Annotated in this window: 19 protein-coding genes and 3 tRNA genes; 9 read left to right on the top strand and 13 right to left on the bottom strand. The window is 34.4% G+C overall.

Annotated elements, in window-relative coordinates; genetic code table 11:
• The first annotated feature begins 81 nt into the window (after window positions 1-81).
• A complete protein-coding gene (locus OZP07_RS06275; RefSeq protein WP_281637677.1) occupies window positions 82-1824 on the top strand; it encodes a PAS domain-containing sensor histidine kinase in 1743 nt (580 codons plus the stop codon).
• Complete coding sequence (locus OZP07_RS06270) at window positions 1796-2191, top strand: response regulator (protein WP_281637676.1); 396 nt, start codon at window positions 1796-1798, stop codon at window positions 2189-2191. Before OZP07_RS06275 ends, OZP07_RS06270 begins: the two co-directional genes overlap by 29 nt.
• A 77-nt stretch (window positions 2192-2268) precedes the next feature.
• Here OZP07_RS06270 and rpsT read toward each other — a convergent pair whose 3' ends face one another.
• The 5 genes from rpsT to proS all read right to left on the bottom strand — a co-directional run bounded on the left by rpsT (window position 2269) and on the right by proS (window position 4430).
• Window positions 2269-2520, bottom strand: a complete 252-nt coding sequence (gene rpsT, locus OZP07_RS06265; RefSeq protein WP_035673520.1) for a 30S ribosomal protein S20 — start codon at window positions 2518-2520, stop codon at window positions 2269-2271.
• 36 nt (window positions 2521-2556) lie between these two features.
• Window positions 2557-2628: transfer RNA gene (locus OZP07_RS06260), tRNA-Glu, on the bottom strand.
• Between the two features lie 42 nt (window positions 2629-2670).
• Window positions 2671-2742: transfer RNA gene (locus tag OZP07_RS06255), tRNA-Glu, on the bottom strand.
• Between the two features lie 42 nt (window positions 2743-2784).
• Window positions 2785-2856, bottom strand: a tRNA-Glu gene (locus OZP07_RS06250).
• 95 nt (window positions 2857-2951) lie between these two features.
• Window positions 2952-4430 carry a proline--tRNA ligase gene (gene proS, locus OZP07_RS06245; RefSeq protein WP_194642538.1) on the bottom strand — a complete coding sequence of 493 codons (1479 nt, stop codon included), beginning with the start codon at window positions 4428-4430 and terminating at the stop codon, window positions 2952-2954.
• Between the two features lie 102 nt (window positions 4431-4532).
• Between proS and OZP07_RS06240 the strand changes: the two genes are divergently transcribed.
• The 6 genes from OZP07_RS06240 to OZP07_RS06215 all read left to right on the top strand — a co-directional run bounded on the left by OZP07_RS06240 (window position 4533) and on the right by OZP07_RS06215 (window position 11699).
• Window positions 4533-5561, top strand: a complete 1029-nt coding sequence (locus OZP07_RS06240) for a hypothetical protein (RefSeq protein ID WP_281637675.1) — start codon at window positions 4533-4535, stop codon at window positions 5559-5561.
• Window positions 5562-5606: 45 nt separating this feature from the next.
• Entirely contained in the window at window positions 5607-7151 is a 1545-nt protein-coding gene (locus OZP07_RS06235) for an OmpP1/FadL family transporter (RefSeq protein ID WP_281637674.1), read from the top strand.
• 502 nt (window positions 7152-7653) lie between these two features.
• The gene (gene rimO, locus OZP07_RS06230; protein ID WP_194642541.1) at window positions 7654-8967 is read left to right on the top strand and encodes a 30S ribosomal protein S12 methylthiotransferase RimO; all 1314 of its coding nucleotides are present in this window, start codon (window positions 7654-7656) and stop codon (window positions 8965-8967) included.
• A gap of 25 nt (window positions 8968-8992) precedes the next feature.
• Window positions 8993-9448, top strand: a complete 456-nt coding sequence (locus OZP07_RS06225; RefSeq protein ID WP_281637673.1) for a hypothetical protein — start codon at window positions 8993-8995, stop codon at window positions 9446-9448.
• 43 nt (window positions 9449-9491) lie between these two features.
• Entirely contained in the window at window positions 9492-10394 is a 903-nt protein-coding gene (locus OZP07_RS06220; RefSeq protein WP_194642543.1) for an N-acetylmuramoyl-L-alanine amidase, read from the top strand.
• Window positions 10395-10556: 162 nt separating this feature from the next.
• On the top strand, window positions 10557-11699 hold the full coding sequence (locus tag OZP07_RS06215; protein WP_281637672.1) for a DegT/DnrJ/EryC1/StrS family aminotransferase: 1143 nt from the start codon (window positions 10557-10559) through the stop codon (window positions 11697-11699).
• 186 nt (window positions 11700-11885) lie between these two features.
• Here the strand turns inward: OZP07_RS06215 and OZP07_RS06210 are convergent, their stop codons facing one another.
• Together OZP07_RS06210 and OZP07_RS06205 are read right to left on the bottom strand one after the other, a co-directional pair.
• A complete protein-coding gene (locus OZP07_RS06210; protein WP_281637671.1) occupies window positions 11886-12917 on the bottom strand; it encodes an outer membrane beta-barrel protein in 1032 nt (343 codons plus the stop codon).
• Window positions 12918-13619: 702 nt separating this feature from the next.
• Window positions 13620-14972 (bottom strand): NAD-dependent succinate-semialdehyde dehydrogenase, encoded by a 1353-nt coding sequence (locus OZP07_RS06205; protein ID WP_281637670.1) that lies wholly within the window; start codon window positions 14970-14972, stop codon window positions 13620-13622.
• 461 nt (window positions 14973-15433) lie between these two features.
• Between OZP07_RS06205 and OZP07_RS06200 the strand changes: the two genes are divergently transcribed.
• The gene (locus tag OZP07_RS06200) at window positions 15434-15883 is read left to right on the top strand and encodes a GNAT family N-acetyltransferase (protein WP_281637669.1); all 450 of its coding nucleotides are present in this window, start codon (window positions 15434-15436) and stop codon (window positions 15881-15883) included.
• A gap of 73 nt (window positions 15884-15956) precedes the next feature.
• On the opposite strand, the gene OZP07_RS06195 is transcribed toward OZP07_RS06200, so the two are convergent.
• The 6 genes from OZP07_RS06195 to OZP07_RS06170 form a co-directional block, all read right to left on the bottom strand.
• On the bottom strand, window positions 15957-18071 hold the full coding sequence (locus OZP07_RS06195) for an ATP-binding protein (protein WP_281637668.1): 2115 nt from the start codon (window positions 18069-18071) through the stop codon (window positions 15957-15959).
• A gap of 119 nt (window positions 18072-18190) precedes the next feature.
• The gene (locus OZP07_RS06190) at window positions 18191-19156 is read right to left on the bottom strand and encodes a glycoside hydrolase family 5 protein (RefSeq protein WP_281637667.1); all 966 of its coding nucleotides are present in this window, start codon (window positions 19154-19156) and stop codon (window positions 18191-18193) included.
• Between the two features lie 11 nt (window positions 19157-19167).
• Complete coding sequence (locus tag OZP07_RS06185) at window positions 19168-20406, bottom strand: glycoside hydrolase family 27 protein (protein ID WP_281637666.1); 1239 nt, start codon at window positions 20404-20406, stop codon at window positions 19168-19170.
• Between the two features lie 147 nt (window positions 20407-20553).
• Complete coding sequence (gene galA / locus OZP07_RS06180) at window positions 20554-23424, bottom strand: beta-galactosidase GalA (protein WP_281637665.1); 2871 nt, start codon at window positions 23422-23424, stop codon at window positions 20554-20556.
• A gap of 209 nt (window positions 23425-23633) precedes the next feature.
• Window positions 23634-24686 carry an IPT/TIG domain-containing protein gene (locus OZP07_RS06175; protein WP_194642552.1) on the bottom strand — a complete coding sequence of 351 codons (1053 nt, stop codon included), beginning with the start codon at window positions 24684-24686 and terminating at the stop codon, window positions 23634-23636.
• 17 nt (window positions 24687-24703) lie between these two features.
• Window positions 24704-26344: a RagB/SusD family nutrient uptake outer membrane protein gene (locus tag OZP07_RS06170; protein ID WP_281637664.1), complete on the bottom strand. Its 1641-nt coding sequence runs from the start codon at window positions 26342-26344 to the stop codon at window positions 24704-24706.
• Window positions 26345-26354: the final 10 nt, after the last annotated feature.

Raw genomic sequence — 26354 nt, 5'->3', positions numbered from 1 at the left:
CACAACACTATAAATGTAGTGTCAGAATTTATTTAAAATGAAGTTTTAAATTTTTAACATTAATTTAATTATATTTGATTAATGAAAAACAAAGCTAACCAGACAACCTTAACTTATACACTCACAGCGTTATTCATAGCTATTCTTTGCTATAGATTAACAAAGCAGTATTCTAACTATTTAAACATCTATAGTTTTGTTTTTATCAAAGACATTCTTTTCATAATTACTACTGGCCTTCTTTTTAGATACATCCTGTACAAAAACAACAAAAGATATATCGAAATAAACAAAAACCTTAAACAAACCAACGACAAACTAAAAGAGTCTAACGAAAAATATGACATCGTAGCAAAAGCAACCAGCGATACGATTTGGGACTGGAAAATACCCGAAGACAATTTCACCTGGAACAAAGGCATCGAAACAATATACGGCTACAACCCAGATCAAGTGAACAATAATTCCAAATGGTGGTTTGATAACATACACCCGGAAGACAGCATTAAAATGTCTATCAAACTCTATTCATTTCTTGAGCAGAAAACCGAAAAATGGCAGGATGAATACCGCTTTAAATGCGCTGACAACAAATACAAATACGTATTAGACAGAGGTTTTATTTTAAAAAACGAAAAAGGGAAAGCCATTCGAATGATCGGTGCTATCCAAGACATCACCAAACAGAAAGAAGAAGAAAACAGATTAAAGCTTCTTGAAACAGTATTCACAGAAGCTCGCGATTCAATCATAATCACACAGGCAATTTCTGATGATAACCAAATTCCTAAAATAGTTTTCGCAAATCCGGCATTCAGCAAAATGTCCGGCTACGAACACTCTAAAATCATAGGAAAATCTCCCAACTTTTTTATGGGAAAAAATTCTGACCCTAATGAAATCCAAAAATTAACACAGGCCATAAAAAACAGAAAAGAATGTTTTCTTGAAATTATACTCTACAAAAAAGACAGCTCAGAATACTGGGTAAGTCTTTCTTTCATTCCTGTTTATAATCTTGAACAGGATTTATCTCACTGGATTTCGATTCAACGAGACATAACAGAAGAAAAAAAATTAGAAAAAGAGAAAGAAATACTCATACAGGAATTAACCCGCAACAATAAAGATCTAAAACAATTTTCATATATCACATCTCACAATTTAAGAGCTCCATTATCAAACTTGACAGGCTTATTAAATTTAATCAATCAAACATCAATTCAAGATGAAGACTTAAAAGAAATCATAGACGGATTCAAAACATCCACCCTGCTGCTTAATGACACTGTCAATGATTTATCCAAAGCGATTACCATAAAAGACAGTCCGGTTATACAAAATGAAGAATTACAGATACAGAATGTTTTTGAAAATATTCTAGGCCAGTTAAATTCAAGTATCGAAACCATAAAACCAAAACTAAATATCTGCTATGGAAACGTTTCAAAAATAAACACCAACAAAACCTACCTTGAAAACATCTTACTCAACTTATTCACTAATTCCATTAAATTTAGATCAAAAACGAGAGATCTAATTATCGACATTACCCTTTCAGAAGTCGACAGCATAATTTCAATCAGCTTTAAAGATAATGGAATCGGAATAGACCTTGAAAGACATAAAAACAAAATATTTGGTCTCTACCAAAGATTTCACGACTATCCAGAAAGCAAAGGCCTGGGACTATTCTTAGTCAAGTCTCAAATAGAAACAATGGGCGGTACAATAAGCATTCAAAGTGAAGTAGACAAAGGAACCGAATTTATACTAACGCTTAAATCTTTTCAAAATGTTAAACTTAATTATGTGCATCGATGATGACCCTATTACATTAATGCTATTTAAAAAAGTAGTACAAAAAGCTTCTTTTGCTAAAGAAATAACATACGCTTACAATGGGCAGGAAGCAATTACGTTTATTGAAAACATTAAGAATGAAGACACAAAACCTCAGTTACTTTTTTTAGATCTAAATATGCCCGTAATGGGAGGATGGGAGTTTCTCGATTTATTTAACGATTCCGATTATTATCTTTCAAATAATACAAAAGTTGTCATTTTGACTTCAACAATCGACCCTGAAGATATCAAAAAATCAAAATCATATTCTAATGTTATTGAATTCCTATCCAAACCTATCACTGTAGAGATGCTGCATTATTTAGAATCGAATCATTTACATTAAATTAACCGTCAGCAAAAAATAGGACATAAAAAAAAGCCCCTTAAAAAGGAGCTTTCTCTATATACAAATTATATTACTTACAATTTAGCAACATGCTTAGTTAACTTAGACTTCAAGTTTGAAGCTTTGTTATCATGAATGATGTTTTTCTTAGCTAATTTATCAATCATAGAAATTACACTTGACAATTTTGAAGTAGCATCAGTTTTATCAGTTGCAATTCTTAATGCTTTAATAGCATTACGAGTAGTTTTATGTTGGTATCTATTTAATACTCTTCTCTTTTCGTTACTTCTAATTCTTTTTAGAGCTGACTTATGATTTGCCATTGTGTTATCTTTTTATCTTAATTATTTCATTTTTTGTAGTCCGTAAGGGAATCGAACCCCTGTTACCAGAATGAAATTCTGGCGTCCTAACCCCTAGACGAACGGACCATATTCCCTCTAAGTTCAGAACTTTCTAGATCAAAAAAATTGTAGTCCGTGGGGGAATCGAACCCCCCTTACCAGGATGAAAACCTGGCGTCCTAACCGATAGACGAACGGACCATTGTTTTTTTATTCTCAGAATTTCAATCTAAATACTTCTTGTAGTCCGTGGGGGAATCGAACCCCCCTTACCAGGATGAAAACCTGGCGTCCTAACCGATAGACGAACGGACCTGCTTCAGTAAACTGCCTTACTTCTGTAATGCGGATGCAAAGATACATCTATTTTTGAGAAGCACAATAGCTGATGCAAAAAAAATTATTTTTTTTTAATATGCCTTAGCAAACAACACCCTTCCAACTGATGGATTCCCAGTAAACACACAGCTTCCCGCCTGTTCAACTCTGTCCAAAGGAATACATCTTATGGTTGCTTTGGTCAATTCTTTAATCTTCTCTTCCGTAGCCACAGTTCCGTCCCAATGTGCTGAAACAAAGCCTCCTTCCCCATCAAGAACCTCTTTAAACTCATCAAAACTATTCACTTCTGTAATATGGGCATTCCTGTAATTTAATGCTTTTCCGAACAAATCTTTTTGAATCTGCTCCAATAAATCGCCAATATAAGTTGTGATTTCATCTTTGGAAACAACTTCTTTTGTCAAAGTATCTCTTCTTGCAACTTCAAAAGTTCCGTTTTCTAAATCTTTTGGACCAACAGCAATTCGAACCGGAACTCCTTTTAATTCCCATTCAGCAAATTTAAATCCTGGTTTTTGAGTTGTTCTATTATCAAATTTAACTGAGATGTTTAATTTTCTCAAAGTCTTTACTAAAACATCAACTTCATTTGAAATTGCATCTAATTGTTCATCACTCTTATATATAGGAACAATAACTACCTGTATCGGAGCTAAATTTGGAGGCAACACCAATCCCTGATCATCAGAATGAGTCATTACCAATGCTCCCATCAATCGGGTTGAAACTCCCCAAGAAGTTCCCCAAACATGTTCCTGCTTACCTTCGGCATTAGCAAACTTCACATCAAAAGCTTTTGCAAAATTCTGCCCTAAAAAATGCGACGTTCCTGCCTGCAGTGCTTTTCCATCCTGCATTAAGGCTTCTATACAATACGTTTCATCAGCACCAGCAAAACGTTCTGTTTCTGTTTTCAATCCTTTTATAACCGGAATAGCCATAAAATTCTCCACAAAATCAGCATATACATTCATCATTTTCTCCGATTCTTCTATTGCTTCTGCTTTTGTTGCATGAGCAGTATGTCCTTCCTGCCATAAAAACTCAGCTGTTCTCAAAAATAATCGGGTTCTCATTTCCCAACGCACGACATTTGCCCATTGATTAATCAACAAAGGCAAATCTCTATAGGATTGCACCCATCCTTTATATGTAGACCAGATAATCGCTTCACTTGTAGGGCGGACAATTAATTCCTCTTCCAGTTTTGCATTTGGATCTACCATTAATTTCCCTGATTTATCAGGATCATTCTTTAATCTATAATGAGTAACTATTGCACATTCTTTTGCAAAACCTTCTGCATTTTTCTCTTCGGCCTCAAACATACTTTTGGGAACAAACAAAGGAAAATAAGCATTTTGATGTCCCGTTTCTTTAAACATTCTATCAAGTTCAGCCTGCATTTTTTCCCATATAGCATAACCATACGGTTTTATCACCATACAGCCTCTAACCCCTGAATTCTCTGCTAAATCGGCCTTAACAACCAACTCATTGTACCATTTTGAATAATCTTCTTCTCTTGTTGTTAGATTCTTGCTCATTTTGAATAATTTGGCATAATATTTGTTTCTTAATAATTTAACTAAATAATTACGCAAAACTAACTAATTTTGTATTGTCCAACAATAAAATAATCTGCCGAAATGAAAACAAATGCATTAATTACCCGGAAAACATCACTTCATTCCTTAATTGTATTTTTAGGCCTGATAATAACTTCATGCGGTTCTTATCAAAACAGCTCCTATTATGATAGTGACGGCATTTATGGTGCAAATGGAGAGAACGCTGGTACAAAAAATAATCAAACTGCTCAGACCTCAGTTCAATATAAAGAATATTTCAATTCATTACAAAGCACTGGAGTATCTGGAGAAATTTTTACTGATGTAAATAGCTACAGCAGTGGTTATAACACAGAGAATGATTCAATACAGGCACCATCTACAGGGTATGCTTCATGGGGAAGTTCCCCTCAAGAAACAACTATAACCGTTTATCCTGACACTTCTTGGTATTTTGGCTATGGATGGAATCACCCCTATTACGGCTATAACTATGGTTATGGCTACCCTTATTATGGATGGGATTATCCAAGGTATGGCTGGGGCTATCCTAACTACGGATATTCAGGCTACGGTTATGGCTACTCATACTATGGATGGGGGTATCCAGGATATAGCTGGGGGTATTCAGGATATGGATATCCTGGTTACAGATACAATTATTCTCATGCAACTCCATATGCTTATAATTACAGCCGAAGAGGATCATCTTACGGCGGGAATTACAACAATAACAGAGTTAGCACTTACGATAGCAATAGAAGCAGTTTTACCAGCAGAAACAGTACCACTGGAAGAAACAGCATTTACTACAACAGAAACAGTACGAATGATGTAGTAAACAGACGGGTTCCTACTTTTACAAACAGAAACAATTATACTAATTCTGCTTCTAGAAATTATAACCAAAGTCAATCTCAATACAGAAACAGCAATTACACCCAAAGCAGAACATATACCCCTAGCCAAAACACTCAAAGATCAAGCTACACTCCAAGCAGCAACAGTTCCTACAGAAGCAGCAGCAACAGCAGCAACATGTCAAGTGGCAGCAGCAGAATGTCAAGTGGTGGCGATGGCGGAAGAACTGGCGGCGGAAGAAGATAAAAAATACTAATCGATTAAACTACTAACTAACTTTAAGTCATACCCATGAAAAAGAACCTTTTGTTATTTTTAGCAGCAGGATTAACATTCTTTACAGCAAACTCACAAGAAATAAATGACGCTATACGTTATGCACAAAATAACCAGAACGGAACAGCTCGATTTAGAGCTATGGGAGGTGCTTTTGGCGCACTTGGAGGTGATTTATCTGCTATAAATGTGAATCCAGCAAGCTCTGCTGTTTTTTCTAACAACCAAATTAGCACAACTTTAAGTAATTTCAGCACCAAAAATAATTCTAATTATTTTGAAACCAATACTTCCAAGAGAGACAACTCTTTTGATGTGAATCAAGCAGGCGGTGTTTTTGTTTTTAGAAACAATAATTTGAATAGTAAGTGGAAGAAATTCTCCATTTCTATAAATTACGAAAACACGAATAATTTTGACAACAAAATCAATTCTTTTGGAACCAATCCAAAAAATAATATTAGTAATTATTTCTTAAGCTACGCCAATGCAAATCCTAGCAGGAATCAACTTGGAATTCCACTAGGAGTAATTACAGATAATAATTATTTTCAGCTAAATTATGCTGACCAACAAGCTTATTTGGGATATTATGGCTTCCTAATTAATCCTTTGAATGAAAATGACAACAGCAACACCATCTACACATCGAATGTACCAGCTGGAGGAAATTACTATCAAGAAAACAGTATAATTTCAACGGGGTATAATGGCAAATTGTCTTTTAACGCCGCCACCTCATATAGAGACAAAATTTATATCGGATTAACTTTGAACTCTCATTTTACTAATTACAAAAAAAACAATCTTTTTTATGAAGAAAATGACAACGCAAATACTAATATTGTTGACTTAGTAAGCACTTCATTCGAAAATGAGATAACCACTTATGGATCAGGTTTTTCATTCCAGCTTGGAGCTATTGCTAAAATTACCAACGAAGTCCGCTTGGGACTTTCATACGAATCTCCAACTTGGTATTCTCTTAATGATGAAGTAAGACAAAACCTAGTTTCTCGAGTTTTCAATTACACCAATAACACTAATCCTAATATATCTTCCGAAAACCCTGATTCAAATGATGTTGTAATTTATGATACATATAAATTAAGAACTCCCGGTAAATTAACTGGAAGCTTGGCTTATGTTTTTAATAAAAAAGGATTAATCAGTTTTGATTACAGCTTCAAAGATTATAGCAATACTGAATACTCAATAGAAAGAGATTCAAGAAATGAGTTTGTAAACAGTGATATATCCAATCAGCTAACTAGTGCTTCGGAATTTAGAATTGGTGGAGAATACAAAATTAAAACATTGAGTCTTAGAGCTGGATATCGTTTTGAGCAAAGTCCCTACAAAAATGCTAGAACCATTGGAGATTTGAATAGTTATTCAGGAGGTTTGGGCTATAATTTTGGCACATGGAAATTAGATTTGGCTTACACCTATGCCGAAAGAAATTCACAACAAAATTTTTTCAGTCAAGGATTTAAAGATAGCGCTAAAATCAATACTGTAAACAACAATCTTTCTATGACTTTAGCATTTGAATTATAGTTTTATAAAGAGATTTACTTTATTTGTATAGAAACCATTTCATTGATTTGAAATGGTTTTCTTTTAGAAAGCCGTACTGAAAAACTAAAAATTATAAAATAAGCCACGATAATAGCAAAAATCCTTGTTACCCAGAGTTTGAGTAACGAGATTGCAGCGGATAGCGGGACAAATATTCTATTATACTACAAATCTTGTGCTCCAAATCATTTTTGCACAAACAAAATGTCCATTTTAAACACGGCATTCGCTTTTAAAAGTTTCTGACACGAATTACACTAATTTGCACGAATTAAGATTGCTATTTAATTACACAAAATGTCCGAAACTGTAAAAGTTGTAAAATTTGATTTCAATTTTGATAAGAACTTAGTGTTAATTGGTGAAATTCGTGTTTATCTTTTTTTAAATGCGAATGCCATGCATTTTAAAAGGAAACAGACAGGGTTTCGGCAAAAAATTGTAATTTTGCGGATTCCTAAATTATCAGGAATATAATATTATGAGAACGAAGTCTTTAAAAAAGAACAAAATAAATGTGATCACTCTTGGGTGTTCTAAAAATGTATATGACAGTGAAGTGCTGATGGGACAGCTTAAAGCAAGCGGAAAAGATGTGACCCATGAAGCCAAATCCGAAGATGAAGGAAATATTATCGTGATAAATACTTGTGGTTTTATTGATAATGCCAAAGCAGAATCAGTAAACATGATATTGGAATATGCTGATAAAAAAGACAAAGGACTTGTAGACAAAGTTTTTGTAACCGGATGTTTATCCGAAAGATACAGACCTGATTTAGAAAAAGAAATTCCGAATGTAGACCAATATTTTGGAACTACTGAATTACCAGCTTTATTAAAAGCTTTAGGAGCCGATTATAAACATGAATTATTAGGAGAACGTTTAACAACAACTCCAAAAAACTATGCTTATTTGAAAATTTCAGAAGGCTGTGACAGACCCTGCAGTTTTTGCGCAATTCCGTTAATGCGAGGAAAAAACGTTTCTCAGACAATTGAAAAATTAGTTAAAGAAGCCGAAGGTCTAGCAAGAGACGGCGTAAAAGAACTGATTTTGATTGCTCAGGACTTAACTTATTATGGTCTTGATTTATACAAAAAAAGAGCGCTTGGTGAATTATTGGAAGCATTAGTAAAAGTAGAAGGTATCGAATGGATTCGTCTTCACTACGCCTTCCCTACCGGATTTCCAATGGATGTCCTTGAAATCATGAAGCGCGAGCCTAAGATTTGCAATTATATTGACATTCCGCTGCAGCACATTGCTGATTCTGTTTTGAAATCGATGCGCCGAGGAACTACACAGGAAAAAACAACACAATTATTAAAAGATTTTAGAGCTGCGGTTCCTGGAATGGCAATCAGAACAACTTTGATTGTGGGTTATCCAGGAGAAACTGAAGAAGATTTTAATATTTTGAAAGACTTTGTTCAGGAAATGAAATTTGACAGAATGGGATGTTTTGCTTACTCACATGAGGAAAATACACATGCTTTTTTACTGGAAGACGATGTTCCTGCCGATGTAAAACAAGATCGCGCTAACGAAATTATGGAATTGCAGTCACAGATTTCCTGGGATTTGAATCAAGAGAAAGTTGGAAAAACTTTTAGATGTATCATTGACAGAAAAGAAGGCGGTCATTTTGTAGGAAGAACCGAATTTGACAGCCCAGATGTAGACAATGAAGTACTAATTGATGCTGCAAAACACTATGTAAAAACAGGTGATTTTGCAATGATTAAAATTATTGAAGCAACAGAATTTGATTTATACGGAGAACCAGTTTAGATTTTTTAATTTTCAAAATTGTATTATGAAAACATTTAAAACAGTATTATTTATCGCGTTTTTATTTTTGTCCGCCAATACCATTTCGGCTCAATACTATAATAATGGTTACGGTGGCGGTTATGGAAACGGCTACGGCAGATCCAATCAGATGAGCCAGATGCAGGCCAGCCAGCCAACTGCACCAAAACCCGTACCCGTAGAAGAAACTGCTGGGAAAATTGTTGCTTATTACAAAAAAGAACTTAATCTGGATGCACTTCAAGAAGTCGTTGTAAAAAACATCTACATCAAATCGTTAAAAAAAGAAGAGGTTTTAATGAAAAAAGAAATTAGCGATGATGACAAAAAACAGGAGTTTAAAGTTCTTAGTGAAATGACAGAAATGGAAATAAAAGAAATTTTGAACAAGGATCAAAAAGAGAAATTCAAAAATCTGATTGATGAGAGAAACAGCAAAATGGAAGCTCGAAAACGTTAAAAAGACTCACGATTAAATACTTTTTTGAAAATATTCCAATCTTATGACGAAAATTTTTTACTATCTCATTATAATACTTTTAATTGTTTCATGCGGTCCAAATCCACATAAGTCAAGTGAAAAAGTTTATAATGACCAAATAAAATCTTTAAATGAAACTATCGCTGTAAAAGAAGCTACTCCTTTAAAAAACCAGCCTTTTGTTGTGATTGACAGCATCGCTTACCGATACAACAATCAATTACTTAATTATAAAGATACGCTTTCTAAAACTGACACTAAGGTTTTACAAAACGGCATTGTATCTGAATGGGTGGGTACAGTAAATTTTAATTTAAGAAAGCCAAATTTTATTATTATTCACCATACTGCGCAGGATTCTATACAGCAGACTTTAAAAACTTTTACTTTAAAACAAACCAATGTAAGCGCTCACTATGTAATCGGCAGGGACGGAAAAGTGGTTCACATGCTCAATGATTATTTAAGAGCCTGGCATGCCGGAAATGGTTCATGGGGGAAAAACACTGACATCAACTCCAGTTCCATCGGCATTGAATTAGACAATAATGGCACCGAGCCTTTTTCTGATTTACAAATCAATACTTTACTGGCTCTTTTGACCAAATTAAAAAAAGATTACAATATCCCAACTCAAAATATAATAGGACACGCTGACATCGCCCCAACAAGAAAAAAAGACCCAAGCGCTTTATTTCCTTGGAAACTTTTGGCAGCAAATGGTTTTGGCGTTTGGCCAGATGACATACTCCCGTGTCCTCCGCCTGAATTCAATACAGAACAAGGCTTACAGGTTATAGGTTACAGTACTAAAAATCTTTCCGCAGCCATTATCGCTTTTAAACTTCATTTCATGCAGACTGAAATTAATGATATTTTGGACGAAAAAACAATCAGCACCATCTATTCTGTTTACAAAAAATAGAAAACAATATTTCACAAAAAACGCTTTTTGGATTAACCAAAAAGCGTTTTTATGTTTATATTTATTTGGTTTTAAAAACCAAATAAATATTCAATATTGAACAAAAACAAGCATCAGCCAAAATCATTTTTTTAAATTCTGTGATTTTAATGTCTAAAAACAATGAGCAACCCAAAAATATGGTTATCCTCTCCGCACATGGGAGGCTCCGAACTTAACTACATACAGGATGCATTTGACTCGAATTGGATTGCTCCATTTGGAGCAAACATAACCGAATTTGAACATGATTTAGAAAAATACCTGTCTCATGGTGTTTTTGTAACCGCACTAAGTTCTGCAACCGCCGCTATTCATTTAGGCTTAATACTTTTAAATGTAAAACCAGGCGATGCAGTAATCTGTCAATCTCTGACATTTTCAGCATCAGCAAATCCAATTTTATATCAAGGAGCAGCTCCTATTTTCATTGACAGTGAATCAGAAACCTGGAATCTTTGCCCTATAGCTTTAGAAAATGCTATTGTAGATACGATTAACAAAGGGCTGGTCCCGAAAGCAATAATAACAGTCCATCTATATGGAACCCCTTATAAAATAGACGAAGTTAGAGCCGTTGCCGACAAATATAATATTCCTATTCTTGAAGACAGTGCCGAAGCTTTGGGAAGCAGTTATAAAGGACAAAAATGCGGTACTTTTGGAGATATCAGCGTTTTTTCATTTAACGGAAATAAAATTATAACTACCTCTGGAGGAGGAGCGATAATCACTTCAAGCCAACAGCTGAAGAAAAAAACTCAGTTTTTAGCTTCGCAGGCCAAAGATGAAGCACCTCATTATCAGCACAGTGAACTGGGTTTTAATTACCAGATGAGCAATATTTGTGCTGGCATTGGACGCGGTCAGATGAAAGTTCTCGACAAACATATCGCACTGCGAAGAGCCATGCACGATTTTTATGTTTCTCTTTTCGAAAATATACCAGGAATCACTGTTTTCTCGACAACAGATCCAGACTATTTTTCCAACTATTGGCTGACTTCTATTCTTGTAGATCCTGCCAAAACCAAAAACGGAATCGATAAAGAAACTATACGGCTGACTTTACTGGATTCAAATATCGAGTGCAGACCTTTATGGAAACCAATGCACCTGCAGCCTTTGTATAAAAACTATCCATTCTATGGAGGAAAAACTGCCGAAACATTATTTGAAAATGGATTGAGCCTTCCTTCGGGATCAAACTTGAGCGATGCTGACAGGGAACGCATACAAATATGTATTTTAAATTTATTAAGCTGATTACTTTCTGAAATAATTATTTTGGCATACAGAAAAATTCATATCGCCTTTATACATTATTAAATCAGAACAACTACAAATTCTACTAAATAAAAAAAGCTGCCAAAACCACAGAGGATTTTGACAGCCAAAAAAAAAATATTCTTTTATTATTTTTTGAAAAGTTTAAACTAAAGAAACTCTTTATTAGAACCCATAAACCACAGCTAAAAGAAATTGAGAAGCTGAACTAGTTGGAGCCAAATCTGAATCTTTAAAATAATCATCCGAATTACTATCTAATCTAAACTCAGGAATAATAGTCAATCCGCTTACTTTATAGTTACCTGATAATGTAAAAGCCGTTACTGATTGATCAGCACCAATTCCATATAAAGCAACAGCCTCTTCTTTTGCTTTAAAATATTCAGCACGTAATCCTAATGAAAAAGCATCAGTAAAAGCATAAGAAGGGTATATTGCCGCTCCTGTATAACCTACTTTATCTCCATTTGAAAAATCAGCAGCATTCAAACCTAATTTGAATTTTTTACTAAGCTGGAAGGTTGCAGTCAAATCTACAATAGTACCGCTTACAGAACCATCCATAAAATTAAGATACGCACTAACTCCTTCAGTTGCAAAAGACAATTGACCTCCCACAGCATTTAATCCTTTCACTGGATCCGCTTTGTATGAATTCCATGTATCATTAAACACTCCTAACATTGCACCAAATTTATCAGATATTTTATAATTTGCTTTAACACCTGCATTTTGGAATGGTCCATTGGTAAACAAATAAGAAGTAGAATAGTTAAAATTACCTACAGGAGAAATTACCTCATATCCTATATATGTTCCCATATAACCAGCTGTAAAACTAAATTTATCTGAAACCGCATAGCTGGCATACAGATTTTGAATGTGGAATGAATTTACATCTGTTCCATCACCATTTGGAATTGACTGATACTGTCCTCTTGGCCCAAAAGAAACCTCACCAACAAAAGACACTTTTTTTATGCTTTTCTTAAATGCAATATCCAGCATCCCCAAAGAAACAGAATTCTGATCTGTTCCAAAACTCGTTCCAATATTTGGAACTTTTGCAAAATCGTACTTGTAATATAAATCTCCAGAACCTGTAATCTCCAATGGTGTCGTTTCTGGTGCATCTTGTGCAAATGAAATACTCGTTGTTAAGGCTAAAACTAAAATTGCTAATAATTTTTTCATGTTTAATTTGTTTTTTAGTTACTAATTTGAATAACGACTTCCTAGTCAGATTTTGTTATTTTTTTTCTTTCTTTGAAGCGAAATTATTAACTTTTCGTTAACATGAAAATTTTTTTAACCGTTTCTGAAAAGAATTATTAATATCCAAAAATCATAGCATAAATATGATCAAATTATGTTTTTTTTGCTTTTATTTTAAAAATTCAATAATCACATTTTTAAATAATACCCATAAAAACAATACGTAATTATACTTATCAATACTTAAAAATTCTATTTTTAAATTAAAAAATTAAAATTAAAAAACATCACCCCCTAAAAAATAGGGGATGATGTTGAAAAATTAAAAATTAAGCCGTAAAACAGCATCACTTCTTAGGTCAAAATCAAAACAGCATTCTTACTGTTCAAATCCTTAAACCCATTATTAAATGTGCTTAAGGATTCCGTTAACTAAACCACTATTGACTGAAAGTCCATAGATTGGGTTAGGCAGACTGAAAGTGCAAGGTTGGATTGCGAAAATTGATGAAATTTTGCCACAGATTCATAGATAAAAAATGATTTTAAAATCTGTGAATCTGTGGCAAAAACTTTTTTAGAAACTAAAGCGAGATGCACTGAAAGTGCATAGTTTTAAACTCTATTTGAGGCCAATAAAATTGAAATCATTCGCAAAAACAACTTCAGCTAAGATTATAATTACTCAATAATAACTGATTTCATATTCATAAATTCTTTGATACCAACACTGGATAATTCTCTCCCATAACCCGATTTTTTTGTTCCTCCAAAAGGAATTCTGGAATCTGAACGCACCAAAGAATTTACAAAAACATTTCCTGCTTCAATTTTTCTGGCTAAAATATAAGCCCGTTCTCTGTCTTCTGTCCAAATGGCCGAAGCCAAACCATATTTATGATTATTTGCAATTGCGACAGCCTCGTCTTCATTTTTTGCTCTAACGAGAACTGCCAACGGTCCAAAGGTTTCTTCCTGAAAAGCAATATTACCAGAGTCAACAAAATCAATCAGTGCAGGCTGAAAATTGCATTGATCCCTTTCTCCTCCAACTACCAATTGAGCACCTTGGCGTAAAGCATGTTCCAACTGACTGCTTAATTTTTCTGCTAAGTCAATTCTTGCCAAAGGCCCCATATCAATACCGCTTTGCAACGGATTTCCCTGCTGCAGTTTTCTTATTTTTTCGGCAAAAAGAAAAGCAAACTCATCGGCGGCTTTTTCTGTAACGATAAAACGCTTTGCACAGATACACGCCTGACCTGCATTTAGCATTCTTGACTGTACAGCAACAGCAGCAGCTTTTTCTAAATCAGCATCATCCAAAACAATAAAAGCATCGGAACCTCCTAATTCCATCACTGTTTTTTTGATATGCTTTCCTGCCAGCGCTGCCACCGAAGATCCTGCTGCTTCACTTCCAGTCAAAGTAATTCCCTGAACAATATCAGCTGCAATAACACTTTCTGCTTGAGAAATATCTATAATTATCTGCTGAAAAACTCCTTCAGGAAAACCAGCTTCCAAAAAAGCTTTTTCAATAGCTTTGGCGCATCCAATAACATTTGGAGCATGTTTTAAAAGCGTAACATTACCTGCCATAATTGCCGGTGCTGCATAACGCAATACCTGCCAAAAAGGATAATTCCAAGGCATAATCGCAAATACTGCCCCCTGAGGATCATAAACAGACATACTTTTAAAAGGAGTGTCATAATATTCATCCTTAAGCATTTTTTCGGCATTTTCAGCATAAAAATCACAATTTGCAGCTGATTTTTCAACCTCTGAAATTCCTTCAGAAAGAATTTTGCCCATTTCATTAGTAATAAGCAAACCTAATTCCTCTTTGTTAGTGCGCAATATAACTGCCAGATTTCTCATTTTGTCGGCTCTTTCCTGAAAAGTAGTAGTGCGCCAATACTTGAATGCCGATTCAGATATCTTTAATTTATCCGCCAATTGAGCATTAGTCAAGACTTCATGTTCTTCTAGTTCTGCTTGTGTGAATGGATTTATGGATTTGAATATCATTTTAAAAGTTTATAAAGTTTAAAAAACAGCAGTGCTGAAAATCTAATAATAAAGGTATGATAATCCTCTGAAAAAATATACTTCTTCAAATAACAGCCCCTAAATTTGAAATATAAATTACAATGCACATTAAACCACGGCATTCGCATTTAAAAAAAGATAAACACGAATTTCACCAATTAACACTAATTCTTATCAAAATTGAAATCAAATTTTACAACTTTTTACAGTTTCGAAGATTTTGTGTAATTAAACAGCAATCTTAATTCGTGCAGATTAGTGTAATTCGTGTCAGAAACTTTTAAAAGCGAATACCGTAACATTAAACTGAAATAATGCTATTTTTTTTTGCTTTTTGAGTAAGAAAACAGCGTTAAACCAATTAAATCTGAAATATTATTGAAATACATGATTATTATTTTTGTACATTTAGTTTTCTAACTAACACAACCAGCACAATTATGATACGAAAAGCTAACATTCAAGACTTGGATCAATTAACAAATCTGTTTGACCAATATGTAGTTTTTTATAAAAACCCATCCAATTATGAAAAACATTATGCCTATCTAAAAGAAAGATTAGAAAATAATGAAGCCGTAATTTTTGTAGCTTATGATGATGCATATCCTGATAAAATTATTGGTTTTGCACTCATTTACATCACTTTTTCTTCATTGGCACTCAATAGAATACTAATCTTAAACGATCTTTTTGTAGATCCATCAGCACGAAAAAAAGGAATAGGCGAACAATTAATTACACAAACTGAAGCATTTGCTAAAGAGCTGGGCTCTCCTACAATTCGTCTGAGAACCGCCAAAAATAATAATGCAGCCCAAAAATTATATCATAAAATGGGTTTTGTAAGAGAAGATTACCTTTACAGCTATGATCTTACTGTTTTATAACCTCACTTAGTAAAACGAAAAAAAATGAGGACTCCTAATCGAAAGTCCTCATTTTTTTTTGAATAAAATAAATCTAATTAGCTGAATTGTTTTGAAACACCTTGGTAATTATTTCATAGATTTTTTCTTTATCTAAAGGTTTAGTAATATAAGCTGAAAAACCGGCTTTCATTATTCTTTCTTTCACTTCTGATGAAGAATGAGCTGTCTGAGCAATTACAATCAGATCTGGATTCTCTTTTTTAATTATTTCAAAAGCCTCATAACCATCTAAAACCGGCATTTTAATATCCATAAAAATCAAATCTATCGCCGGATTTGATCTACTGATATCTACTACTTCCTGACCGTTTCTTGCTCTTATAACAGAGTGTTTTTTTAATTCCAATATTGTTTTTAACAACAAAAAATTGATATTATCATCTTCAGCTACTAAAATATTTTTAGAATCAGAGTTTTTATTCAGGCATTCTTCATCGGGATCTTTATTTTCCTCAATATATTCTTCGTAAATCAATGGAATTGTAAATTTAAAAACAGAACCTCCTCCATAAACTGATTCAACATGAATTTCACCGCCAAGCATTTCAACATAAGCCTTGGAAATAGATAAGCCTAATCCTAATCCGCTAAGTGATATTGAATAATCATCTTCAACTCTTCGAAAACGGTCAAAAACAACTTTCAGATCATTTTTACTGATTCCAATACCTGTATCTTCAACCCTAAACTCTATCAGCTGTTCCTCTTTATCTATCGAATAACCAAAGGCAACATGTCCGCTGTCTGTAAATTTTATTGCATTTGTAAGCAGGTTAACAATTATCTGCTTCAGCTTTACTTCATCCGTTAAAATATTATTTTCTAATTTCTCAGTGCTTTCGCTAATATAAAAATTAATGCTTTTATCCTCAGGTATTGTCACTTTTAGTGTATTATACAGTTCCTTAATGCATTTTTCAATATCCAGCCCTTTATAATTGGGCATTATCAGTTTGGCATCAATCTTTGACATTTCAATTAAATCTTCAATAATAGACACCAAACTTTTGCCGCTGCTATTGATGATTTTCAAATATTTCATTTTCAGATCTTCGCTTAAATTTTCATTTAAAAGCAAATCTGAAAACCCGATAATAGCATTCATCGGTGTTCTAATTTCATGAGATAAATTAGCAAGGAAAGTCGACTTTAGTTTATCACTTTCTTCAGCTTTCTGTTTGGATTTTTCCAATTGAAACCGATTCTTTCTATGATCTTCAAACAAATTTCCGATATGTCCAAATTCCCCTGGCTCCCTTTTTAACAGACTAATTGAAATCTCTCTGTCGGTCTCTAAAATATTTGTTACTAAACGCAATGGTCTGTAAACCCATTTTCTGGAATAATAAACCGCGGCTATAAGTCCTATCAATGTAGTAATGACAATAATCAGCAGCAGTTCTTTGGTTCTTTCAAAATTAAGATAAGAAGATCTCTCAAACAATAATTTCCCAACTGTATAATTTTTATGATCTTTAAGCTGTATTAATGATGTCATTTTTTTATCTCCAATAAGACTGACATCTTCATTATTTAAGAGCCGGACATTAGAACTGCAGATATCTTCTAAATTTTTAAAATATTCCTTATCTAATAACCGAGCCATGAACATATATCCGGCTGGTTTCGTTTTAATTTTTCTAGGATCATTTGAAGCATGAATTGTTCCTCCAAGCACCTCGACTATACCCTCAGGAACTCTCATGTAAAATCTGGAAAACTTGGTTTTATACAAAACTCTCATAGCCTGTTTTGCTATAAAATCTTTGGATTTAAAATCAGGCTTTGCAATGCTTGTAATAAACTTTTTATCGAGACCATAAATCGAAATATAATCTACCTCATAAGTAGGAAATTCATTTGCAATATATTTTTTAAACCAAAGTGTGTCTTTCGATTTTGTAAAATTGACTAAAGCATCCCAATAAGTAAGATCATTTATGGTAACTATCTGGGTTTTCGAATTAAAATCAAATAATCGGTTTATCTCTGTTTTATATTGATTTGAATTAGCTTTGAAAACATCATTTTCCTGCTGTACTGTATATAAATAAAGGGAAAGAAATAACAATATAAAAAGCGAACAAATACTAATGATTAACAGTACCAATTTAAAGTAAGTCGTTAATTTTAATGTTAATTTCATATAGTTACTATCAATGTAGATGCGTCCAATGCTGCCAAAAAAGAGGCGCAATATAGTTCTTTTTGGAACACAAAAAAAAACCAACTCGTTGAAAAGTTGGTTTTTATGTTTTTTTAAATCTAATTCTTACTATTAAATTTTCTTAGCAGTTCTTTTGTTTTCAAACCAGATTCATTCAGGTCTTCATCTTTCCAATTTCCTTCAGAACTGGCAGATTTTTTTAACATCGAACATGTTTCTGTCTTGTCAGAAATTGACCAAACTACCCAGCTTAATTTTTTACTCTCCATCCAGTCAATATATTCCTGCCATGCAGTATAATTCATAGGACCGTCACCAGAAGCTTCCATTCCGGCCGATTCTGAGATAAAAACAGGCAAACCACTTTTTATGGCTTCATCTGTTCTATCTCTAAGCTCTTTTTGATGCGTTGCAGCATAAAAATGCATGGTGTACATTAAATTATCATAGCCTTTTATAGGGTCAGCTGCTGGTAAATTTACATCTTGGTCCCACCTTGGGCATCCTACTAAAATAATATTATCCGGATCGTTTGCTCTAATGACTTTAATTACTTCTTCGGCATAGGCTTTTACTTCCGGCCAGGTTTCGTAGTCCGGTTCATTAAAGACCTCATAAATTACATTTGGATATTTCCCGTATTTCCTGGAGATTCCGTCAAAATATTCTTTGGCTTCTTTCAAATTAATATTATGACTGTGCCAATCGACAATCACATAAATATCGGATTTGATTGCACCTTTTATAACCGCATCTATTTTTTCTTTAGAAAATTCAGGTTCTTTTATATAAGCATACTGCCCAATTTCGATTCCCAATGCTGCACGCACAATATTGCAGCTGAAATCCTTTTTCAGCCAGTCTACCGTTTTTTCATTATAAAATCTTGGCCACATACTATGCCAGCCAAAACTTACGCCTCTCAAAACAATTGGGCTTTGGTTTTTATCCACCAGCTGAGTTCCTTTTACGCTTAGCTGTCCGTGCTTTTTTACGAATTGTGCGCTTGCGATACTGCTGCTTAGTACCAGCAAAAGCAGAATAATTTTAGATTTAAAGTTCATCTCTATCATTTTTAAGGAATTAATCGAAGTGTAATTACATCGTGAGAAGCTATATCAGCAGTAAAATTCTTCTTAGTAGTTCCCGCTTCTTTGTTTTTCCAAAGATCTTTGATTTTAAATATTGTTTTATTAAAATCGGCTTCAAAGCCAAAATCGGCATCTTTGATTGAATTTTTTTTCCAGTCGAAATTGATTTTTTTAAGAGCGTCGGTTCTATTTAAGAAAGTAACAGCCCAATTTCCATCAGCTAATGGTTTTACCCAAACTTCCAGTCCGTCTTCCGCAGAAAGTTTGAATCCCTGGATTCCTAATTTATCCTGATTGACCGTAATTAGTTCTTTATTGGTTAGAATCGCCAAAGTTTCTTTTGACATTTTTCTGAAATCATTTCCCGCAATCAAAGGAGAAGCCATCATACACCACATCGCAAAATGTGTTTTGTCCTCGGTATTGGTCATTCCGTCGCCTACTTCCATCATATCAAAATCATTCCAATGATCTGGTCCTGAATATTTACGAATATCTTTACGCATTTCGGCAATTTTCATGAATCCCCATGATGACCAATTTCCTTCTTCGTGGTGGAATTCACAATCAAAACAAGGATAAATATCTCCCGAAATTCTCCACAAGTTTCCAATTGGTTTTCCCCACTCCCAAGGTTTTGTATCACCCCATTCGCAAAGACTGAAAACAATTGGTCTTCCAGCGGTTTTAAGTGCGTTGCTCATTGTTGTATATGCTTCTGTAGAATTAATTCCTGCCGTATTACACCAATCATATTTCAAAAAATCGATTCCTAAACTGGCATAAAAACGAGCATCTTGGTACTCATAACCGCGTGTTCCCGGATAACCTGCGCAAGTATGTGTTCCCGCGCAATTGTACAAACCAAACTTCAAACCTTTAGAGTGTACATACTCGATTAAAGCTTTCATTCCGCTTGGGAATTTTATTGGGTCGGGAACTAAATTTCCATCTTTATCTCTTTCCTTTGTCATCCAGCCATCGTCAAGAACAATGTAGTTGTAACCCGCAGCTGCCATTCCGGTAGAAACCATAATATCTGCGGTTTCTTTTATGAGTTTTTCATCGATGTTAGTTTCAAAAGTATTCCAGGAGTTCCAGCCCATTGGCGGTGTCATGGCCAAACCTTCGAATTTTCCGGTTCCTTGTTTATAGACATTTCCTTGGGAGAAGCCTTGAATTGCAATGCAGTTTAAAAGTAAGCAGAGAAGTGATTTTTTCATTTTTTTATATTTTGTTATTGCAGTGGTATTCTTGTACAGATGTTTATTTTTTTGTTTGGCACGCAGATCTTGCAGATTTTGCGGTTTTTTTTTAAAACTATATGATCTTGTTCTCCATTTTTTTGGTGAGGGCACGCCCACATTCTATTAATTATTTATTGCATTTATTTTTATTTCAGCATTCTTCAAGCCTTTACTGACTGCTGTTAACGTAATTTCTCCTGCTTCCCCGGTTGTTTGGACAATTACCTGTGCCAAACCATTGAATAATTTACGCTTGTAATTTTCGGCTTTGGTAATAATCTGGATCGTTCCCGGGTTTTGATTGACAACATCCCATTTGTATTTTTTCAATAAAGGCTGGGTGATAATTGCAATGGTGTTTTTGCCTGAATGCAGGATTTTTTTGTCCAATACAAATGAATCTCCTTTTTTGTTTTCTGGAATTTCATTGCTGATTTTATTTCCGTTAATAAAAATGGATTGTTTTTTCCCAAGACTGTTATAGAACAAATTAATTTCCGTTTCGTTATAGTTTGCCGGCAAATTGAACTCAGTTCTGTAAACGACTGCTTTTACTTTTTTACCAAAAATAGTATCTCTGTCGTCTGTAAAGGCTTTTTGCCAAGATTCGGTACTAACATTTTCCTGCGTTTCTTCTGAAATATTGAAATCAGCTGCTATTTTTTCTTTTAAATTTTCAATATTCAAAACGGTGTTGGTTTCTAAATATTTATCAGCTTCCAATGATGTTGGATTTCCGTTTCCAACACCAATAATTTTTCCAGGTCCAGTGATTGAAAAAGTAATTTCATTATCAGCAATTGGAACAGAAAGTCCTGATTTATCTTTGGCACTCACTGTAATCATTGCGATATCATTTTTGGAAGCTTCAATATTATTTTTATCGGATGCTAAATTTAGAACTGCTGCTGTGCCGGTAGTTTTTACGGCATCGGTTATGATTTTCTTTCCGTTTTTGTACCCGACTGCTTCAAGAGTTCCGGGAGTGTAATTGACATTCCATTCGAGATGGCCGTCTTTTTCCATTACTTTTTTACCTAAACTTTTCTTGTTTAAAAAAAGTTCTACTTCGTTACAATTGCTGTACGCCCAGACTTCTATGCTTTGATTTTCCTTTCCTGCCCAGTTCCAGTGAGGCAAAAGATGGAGAACAGGTTCGTTTTGCCACCACGCTTTCAAGTACCAAGCGTCATCTTTATAAAATCCGCATTGATCTACCATCCCAAAATAAGAACCTGTTGAAGGATATTCAAAAGGTGTAGGCTCACCGCGATAATCAAATCCTGTCCAAATGAACATTCCCGACAGATACGGGCGGGAATTATAATGTTTCCAGCCTTGTTCTATACTAATAAAACTCGAACTTGGTGCTTTATCATAAGCCGGCATAATGTGTTTTTGATTGTCGCGGTAATATTCACCACGAGTGGCATTGGTACTGCCCTCTTCGGTTCCCCAAATACATTGATTTGGAAATAATTCATGTTGCTTGTCCGTGCTTTTATTCACGATATAATTGATCCCCAACAGATCCATAACCGTTGTTATTCCGTTACTGCCAATGCCACCGCTAAAAGCAGCAGTTGCTGGCCTGGTATCGTCTATTGACTTTACATAGGACTGCATGGAACTCGCAATTCGGGCACCAACTATGTCGTTTTCAATTCCCCATTCTTCGTTTCCGATACTCCAGCTAATGATAGAAGGATGGTTTCTGTCACGTTCGATCATTTTTTTGATATCTGTCAGATGCATTTCTGTGCTCCCCATTAAACGATTTTCGTCAATAACCAGCATTCCTAAACGGTCACAAGCTTCGAGCAATTCGGGAGTCGGCGGGTTATGAGAACAGCGATAAGCATTGCTTCCAAAGGATTTTAAGGTTTTGATTCTGAAATACTGCAATGCATCCGGCATGGCCGCTCCTACTCCAGCGTGATCCTGATGATTGTTTGTTCCTTTTATTTTGACATGTTTTCCGTTAAGAAAAAAGCCCTCATTGACATCAAAACGAATAGTTCTTACTCCAAAAGAAGTTTGAAAAGTATCTACCAGCTTATCCTCTTCATAAACGGAGGTAATCATTTTATACAAATAAGGATTTTCAAGTGACCAAAGTACTGCATTCTGCAAAATCAAATCTGTTGAAAAGTCTTTGGTTTCTCTTGGGTTTAAAACGCAGGAATTTATTGTTTTTTCTGAAACATTTTTACCTGACGCATCCAGAACAGTTTGACTAATTCTGAATGATTTAGCAGTTTTTCCTTCGTTTGCAAGTGTTACTAATGCGTCAATTGCTGACGTATTGTCTTTTGTTTTTGTTTTCACAAAAGTGCCGTTATCCGGCACATGAAGCTCACTAGTTTTATTAAGCCAAACATGACGATAGATTCCGGCTCCTTCATAGAACCAGCCTTCTTCCATAGTTGCATCTACACGGACGGCGATTGTATTTTCACCTCCATAATTAATATAATCGGTGATGTCATATTCAAAACCCAGATAACCGCTGTCCTGATTTCCTAAATAATGACCGTTTACCCAAACAATGGAATTACGGAAAACACCATCGAATGCGATATGGATCCGTCTTCCCAAATCACTTTCGGGAATGGTTATTTTTTTACGGTACCAGCCGATGCTTTTGTCAGGAAAATTTCGGCCAATGGCTTTGAAGCCGTGACTAAAACTGGCTTCAGGACTAAAACCCTGCTCTACCGCCCAATCGTGAGGAAGATCCAATTTACGCCAGGAACGGTCATCAAAAGAAGCATTGGCTGCGCCGTCACCAAAACCCGCTTTTGCCAAATAAGAAAAATAGGCTGTTCCAGTATTATAGTCTTTCTTAGTATCTGATGGATGACCAAAAGCAAATTTCCAATCTTTGTCTAACAAAATATGTTCTCTTGGAGAATTTTTCAAAGCTGATTGTGAAAAAACAGAAAAGCTAAAAGAAATCAGTACTAAAAAAAAGGATGTTTTAAAATTTTTCATCAACATTTATAAAAAGGTTTGTCAAAAGTTTAACTCTCAAAAATAATGAATCGAAGTCAAGTATATTGATACTTTTTTTTCAAAATACACTTAAAAACAATGTAATAGTGAATTTGAGTATTTCAAATTTAAAGTCATAAGAACTGCTGTAAAAAAAATATTCCCTAATTTTTCAACTAGGGAATATTTCAACTAACTCAAATTAAAAATTATTTTAACACAAATCCCATCTCATCCATTAATATGGTGTTACCGCCAAAATTTCCGGCTTCTTGAAATGTCAATTGATCAAAAGTAGTAGGATTTCCAATCTCTGAGAACGGAATCTCAATAATAGTCCATGATGTATTTATTGATTTTACTATTTGATAAGCCCATCCTCCAAAAACAAATTTCAATTTGGCATCAGGATTTGCAGAGGTACTTTTAATCTTAACTCTAAATGCTTTATATTTTGAAACATCTCTAGAATTAAACTTCAAATCAGCACCATCCCAACCTCCAAAAGCTATTTTCAGGGATGCGTTTCCTTGGGCTTTATCTACAGTATAATTTGTATTAAACTCGTTACCGCTCCAAGTCCAATGTCCTGCATCACCTTGTATTGCATCGTCATACAATGCTGCACCAACTGCTAGACTAGAAGCTGCTGTACCAGTAATATTTGTAACTGTCACCAATTTATCAGCAGAATTAGCTGGCATCTTAAACTTAATCTCTGTCAACGTAGAAGAAACTATAGTTGCTTGCTGCGTGCCAACTTTTACAACAGGATTTAAAAAATACTTTCCATCAATAGTAACTACATCACCTGCTGCTGCATTTATTGAATTGAACCAATTAAAAGTTGGCGGCGGCGGTGCTGTAACAAAATCATAAAGAACAGTTCCGTAATTGGTAACTATTTTTAATTTATTAGAAGCGTTAGCATACGGCGTGCTTTCATCAATCATTATAACAATATCAGTATCTGTTACAAAAGTTGGACGAAAATAAGTCTCAAAATCATTAAAGTACACTTTCTGCGTTGTAAGCAAACCTTTACCATGGATGATATAATAACTTTTAGGATCTCCTTTAGTAACTGGAGCTAATGGCAAAATAACACCATCTTCAGTATAACCTGACGGCATTACTGATTCTACAACTGGAGGACCGGCACTGTCTGAAGTATTAGAATCATCGGAGCATGAACTAAAAAGCATTAAAGAGAACATCAATGCAATACATGCTGTCAACGTAACATTTTTTATATTTTTCATATTTTTAATTTTAAAAATTATTTAAAAGTATACGGAGCTACTTCTGTCAATTTTGGATTTTTAATCAAATCATCTGCTGGATAAGGCAGTAAAAGATTTGTAGCAGTAATCGTTATGTGTTTAGGATTGTCTTTATCTCCTCTATTTTGCGCCTCTAGTATAGCTTTAGCTTTAGCAAAAGGCAAACGTCCCAAATCAAAATAGTAATCTCCTTCACAAGCCAATTCTGCGCGTCTTTCTTTGAATACATCATCAAAAGTAATTGATGCCTTTGCAGACAGTCCTGCTCTTTTACGGACTGCATTGAAAGATTTAAGAGCCAATGCATCTGTGGTGCTTCCTGTCTGAGAACCTATAGCTGCTTCTGCATGAATCAATAATAACTCAGCATAACGCATCTGATACGTGTTCATACTGCTTTCTCCATTAAAAGGCTTATTAAATTTCCCTGTTATAGGTAAATTTTCTTTTCCGATTACATATTTTTTAAGCCCTGCTCCAGAGTTTTGAACTCCATTAAGTGTAGGATTCGCAGTTTTCCCGTCAGGTAAAGTTGCTGATGTTGTATCAAATGTATATCCTAAAATATAAGGAGCATCAACACTAAGATCCTTAGCATAAGTTAAATTAGGATAATAATCCCCAGAAAGCATAAAGGTCTCTCTTCTTCTTCTGTCTCCAGCCTCAAAAACATTATTAATTAAATCCTGAGATGGTGCAATCTGAGCAGAATAAGTAGTTTCTACCAATCTATTTTCAGGAGCAAAAGTTGTATTAGAGAAGTTACCGTCAAAATAAGTTGCTGTCCCTGTCCATTGCCATGCAAAGATTGACTCTTCATTATTATTGTTCATCTGCAAAAATAAATCTGCAAACGATTTTGTAGGCAATTCATCTCCTCCTAATAATTTAAACTCTCCGCTATTAATTACTTCTAAAGCCATAGCTTTTGCCAAGTCATACTTTTTCTCATATAAATATACTTTTGCTAAAAAAGCCTTAGCAGACCCGCTTGATACGTGCGCATTAGCAGCATAATTAGAACCTCTTACTTTTATTCTCAAATTTGCAGCGGCAAATTTTAAATCATTTTCTATAAATTTATAAACATCTGCAACTGGATTACTCGGAGTCACAAAATTTGCAGAATAATCAGCAGTGTTTTCAATAATAGGCACATTACCCCATAATCTCACTAAGAAAAAATAAGAAAAAGCTCTGATAAAATGTGCTTCTCCTAATGCATTATTTAATGCTTCTTTACTAACTTCTGGCCCAACACCTGTAGGCAGACCATTGATAAAAGCATTAGAATTTGCAATAGCACCATAACATGATCTCCATGAATCAGAAATATAGGATGCCGTACTAGTAAAACTCAAATCGGTGAATTTACCAAAATCATTATACGGAGCAGCATACATATTACCAGAAATCACATCAGTAATACCATAATAACCCGCTTTGTTCATATTAAACCATACAAGACCATATAATCCATTAGCTGCATTATCCAGTTTTAAATCTGAGTCATAATAGTTAGTTAAAGTAGGTGTTCCCTGTGCCGGCACATCTATAAAATCCTGAGAACAAGAAGATGAGACCAACAATATCAATGTCATAGCAACAACACTGCTTCTTTTTATTATATTTTTCATATTAATACGT

The sequence above is a fragment of the Flavobacterium marginilacus genome, from assembly GCF_026870155.1.
GTDB lineage: Bacteria > Bacteroidota > Bacteroidia > Flavobacteriales > Flavobacteriaceae > Flavobacterium > Flavobacterium marginilacus.
Note: the sequence above shows the minus strand (reverse complement) of the source record. Positions and strands in the feature narration are given on the sequence as shown.

Excerpts from the sequence above, each read along its gene's own strand:
- OZP07_RS06275 (WP_281637677.1), top strand. The coding sequence starts at position 82 with ATGAAAAACAAAGCTAACCAGACAACCTTAACTTATACACTCACAGCG.
- OZP07_RS06270 (WP_281637676.1), top strand. The coding sequence starts at position 1,796 with ATGTTAAACTTAATTATGTGCATCGATGATGACCCTATTACATTAATG.
- rpsT (WP_035673520.1), bottom strand. The coding sequence starts at position 2,520 with ATGGCAAATCATAAGTCAGCTCTAAAAAGAATTAGAAGTAACGAAAAG.
- proS (WP_194642538.1), bottom strand. The coding sequence starts at position 4,430 with ATGAGCAAGAATCTAACAACAAGAGAAGAAGATTATTCAAAATGGTAC.
- OZP07_RS06240 (WP_281637675.1), top strand. The coding sequence starts at position 4,533 with ATGAAAACAAATGCATTAATTACCCGGAAAACATCACTTCATTCCTTA.
- OZP07_RS06235 (WP_281637674.1), top strand. The coding sequence starts at position 5,607 with ATGAAAAAGAACCTTTTGTTATTTTTAGCAGCAGGATTAACATTCTTT.
- rimO (WP_194642541.1), top strand. The coding sequence starts at position 7,654 with ATGAGAACGAAGTCTTTAAAAAAGAACAAAATAAATGTGATCACTCTT.
- OZP07_RS06225 (WP_281637673.1), top strand. The coding sequence starts at position 8,993 with ATGAAAACATTTAAAACAGTATTATTTATCGCGTTTTTATTTTTGTCC.
- OZP07_RS06220 (WP_194642543.1), top strand. The coding sequence starts at position 9,492 with ATGACGAAAATTTTTTACTATCTCATTATAATACTTTTAATTGTTTCA.
- OZP07_RS06215 (WP_281637672.1), top strand. The coding sequence starts at position 10,557 with ATGAGCAACCCAAAAATATGGTTATCCTCTCCGCACATGGGAGGCTCC.
- OZP07_RS06210 (WP_281637671.1), bottom strand. The coding sequence starts at position 12,917 with ATGAAAAAATTATTAGCAATTTTAGTTTTAGCCTTAACAACGAGTATT.
- OZP07_RS06205 (WP_281637670.1), bottom strand. The coding sequence starts at position 14,972 with ATGATATTCAAATCCATAAATCCATTCACACAAGCAGAACTAGAAGAA.
- OZP07_RS06200 (WP_281637669.1), top strand. The coding sequence starts at position 15,434 with ATGATACGAAAAGCTAACATTCAAGACTTGGATCAATTAACAAATCTG.
- OZP07_RS06195 (WP_281637668.1), bottom strand. The coding sequence starts at position 18,071 with ATGAAATTAACATTAAAATTAACGACTTACTTTAAATTGGTACTGTTA.
- OZP07_RS06190 (WP_281637667.1), bottom strand. The coding sequence starts at position 19,156 with ATGAACTTTAAATCTAAAATTATTCTGCTTTTGCTGGTACTAAGCAGC.
- OZP07_RS06185 (WP_281637666.1), bottom strand. The coding sequence starts at position 20,406 with ATGAAAAAATCACTTCTCTGCTTACTTTTAAACTGCATTGCAATTCAA.
- galA (WP_281637665.1), bottom strand. The coding sequence starts at position 23,424 with ATGAAAAATTTTAAAACATCCTTTTTTTTAGTACTGATTTCTTTTAGC.
- OZP07_RS06175 (WP_194642552.1), bottom strand. The coding sequence starts at position 24,686 with ATGAAAAATATAAAAAATGTTACGTTGACAGCATGTATTGCATTGATG.
- OZP07_RS06170 (WP_281637664.1), bottom strand. The coding sequence starts at position 26,344 with ATGAAAAATATAATAAAAAGAAGCAGTGTTGTTGCTATGACATTGATA.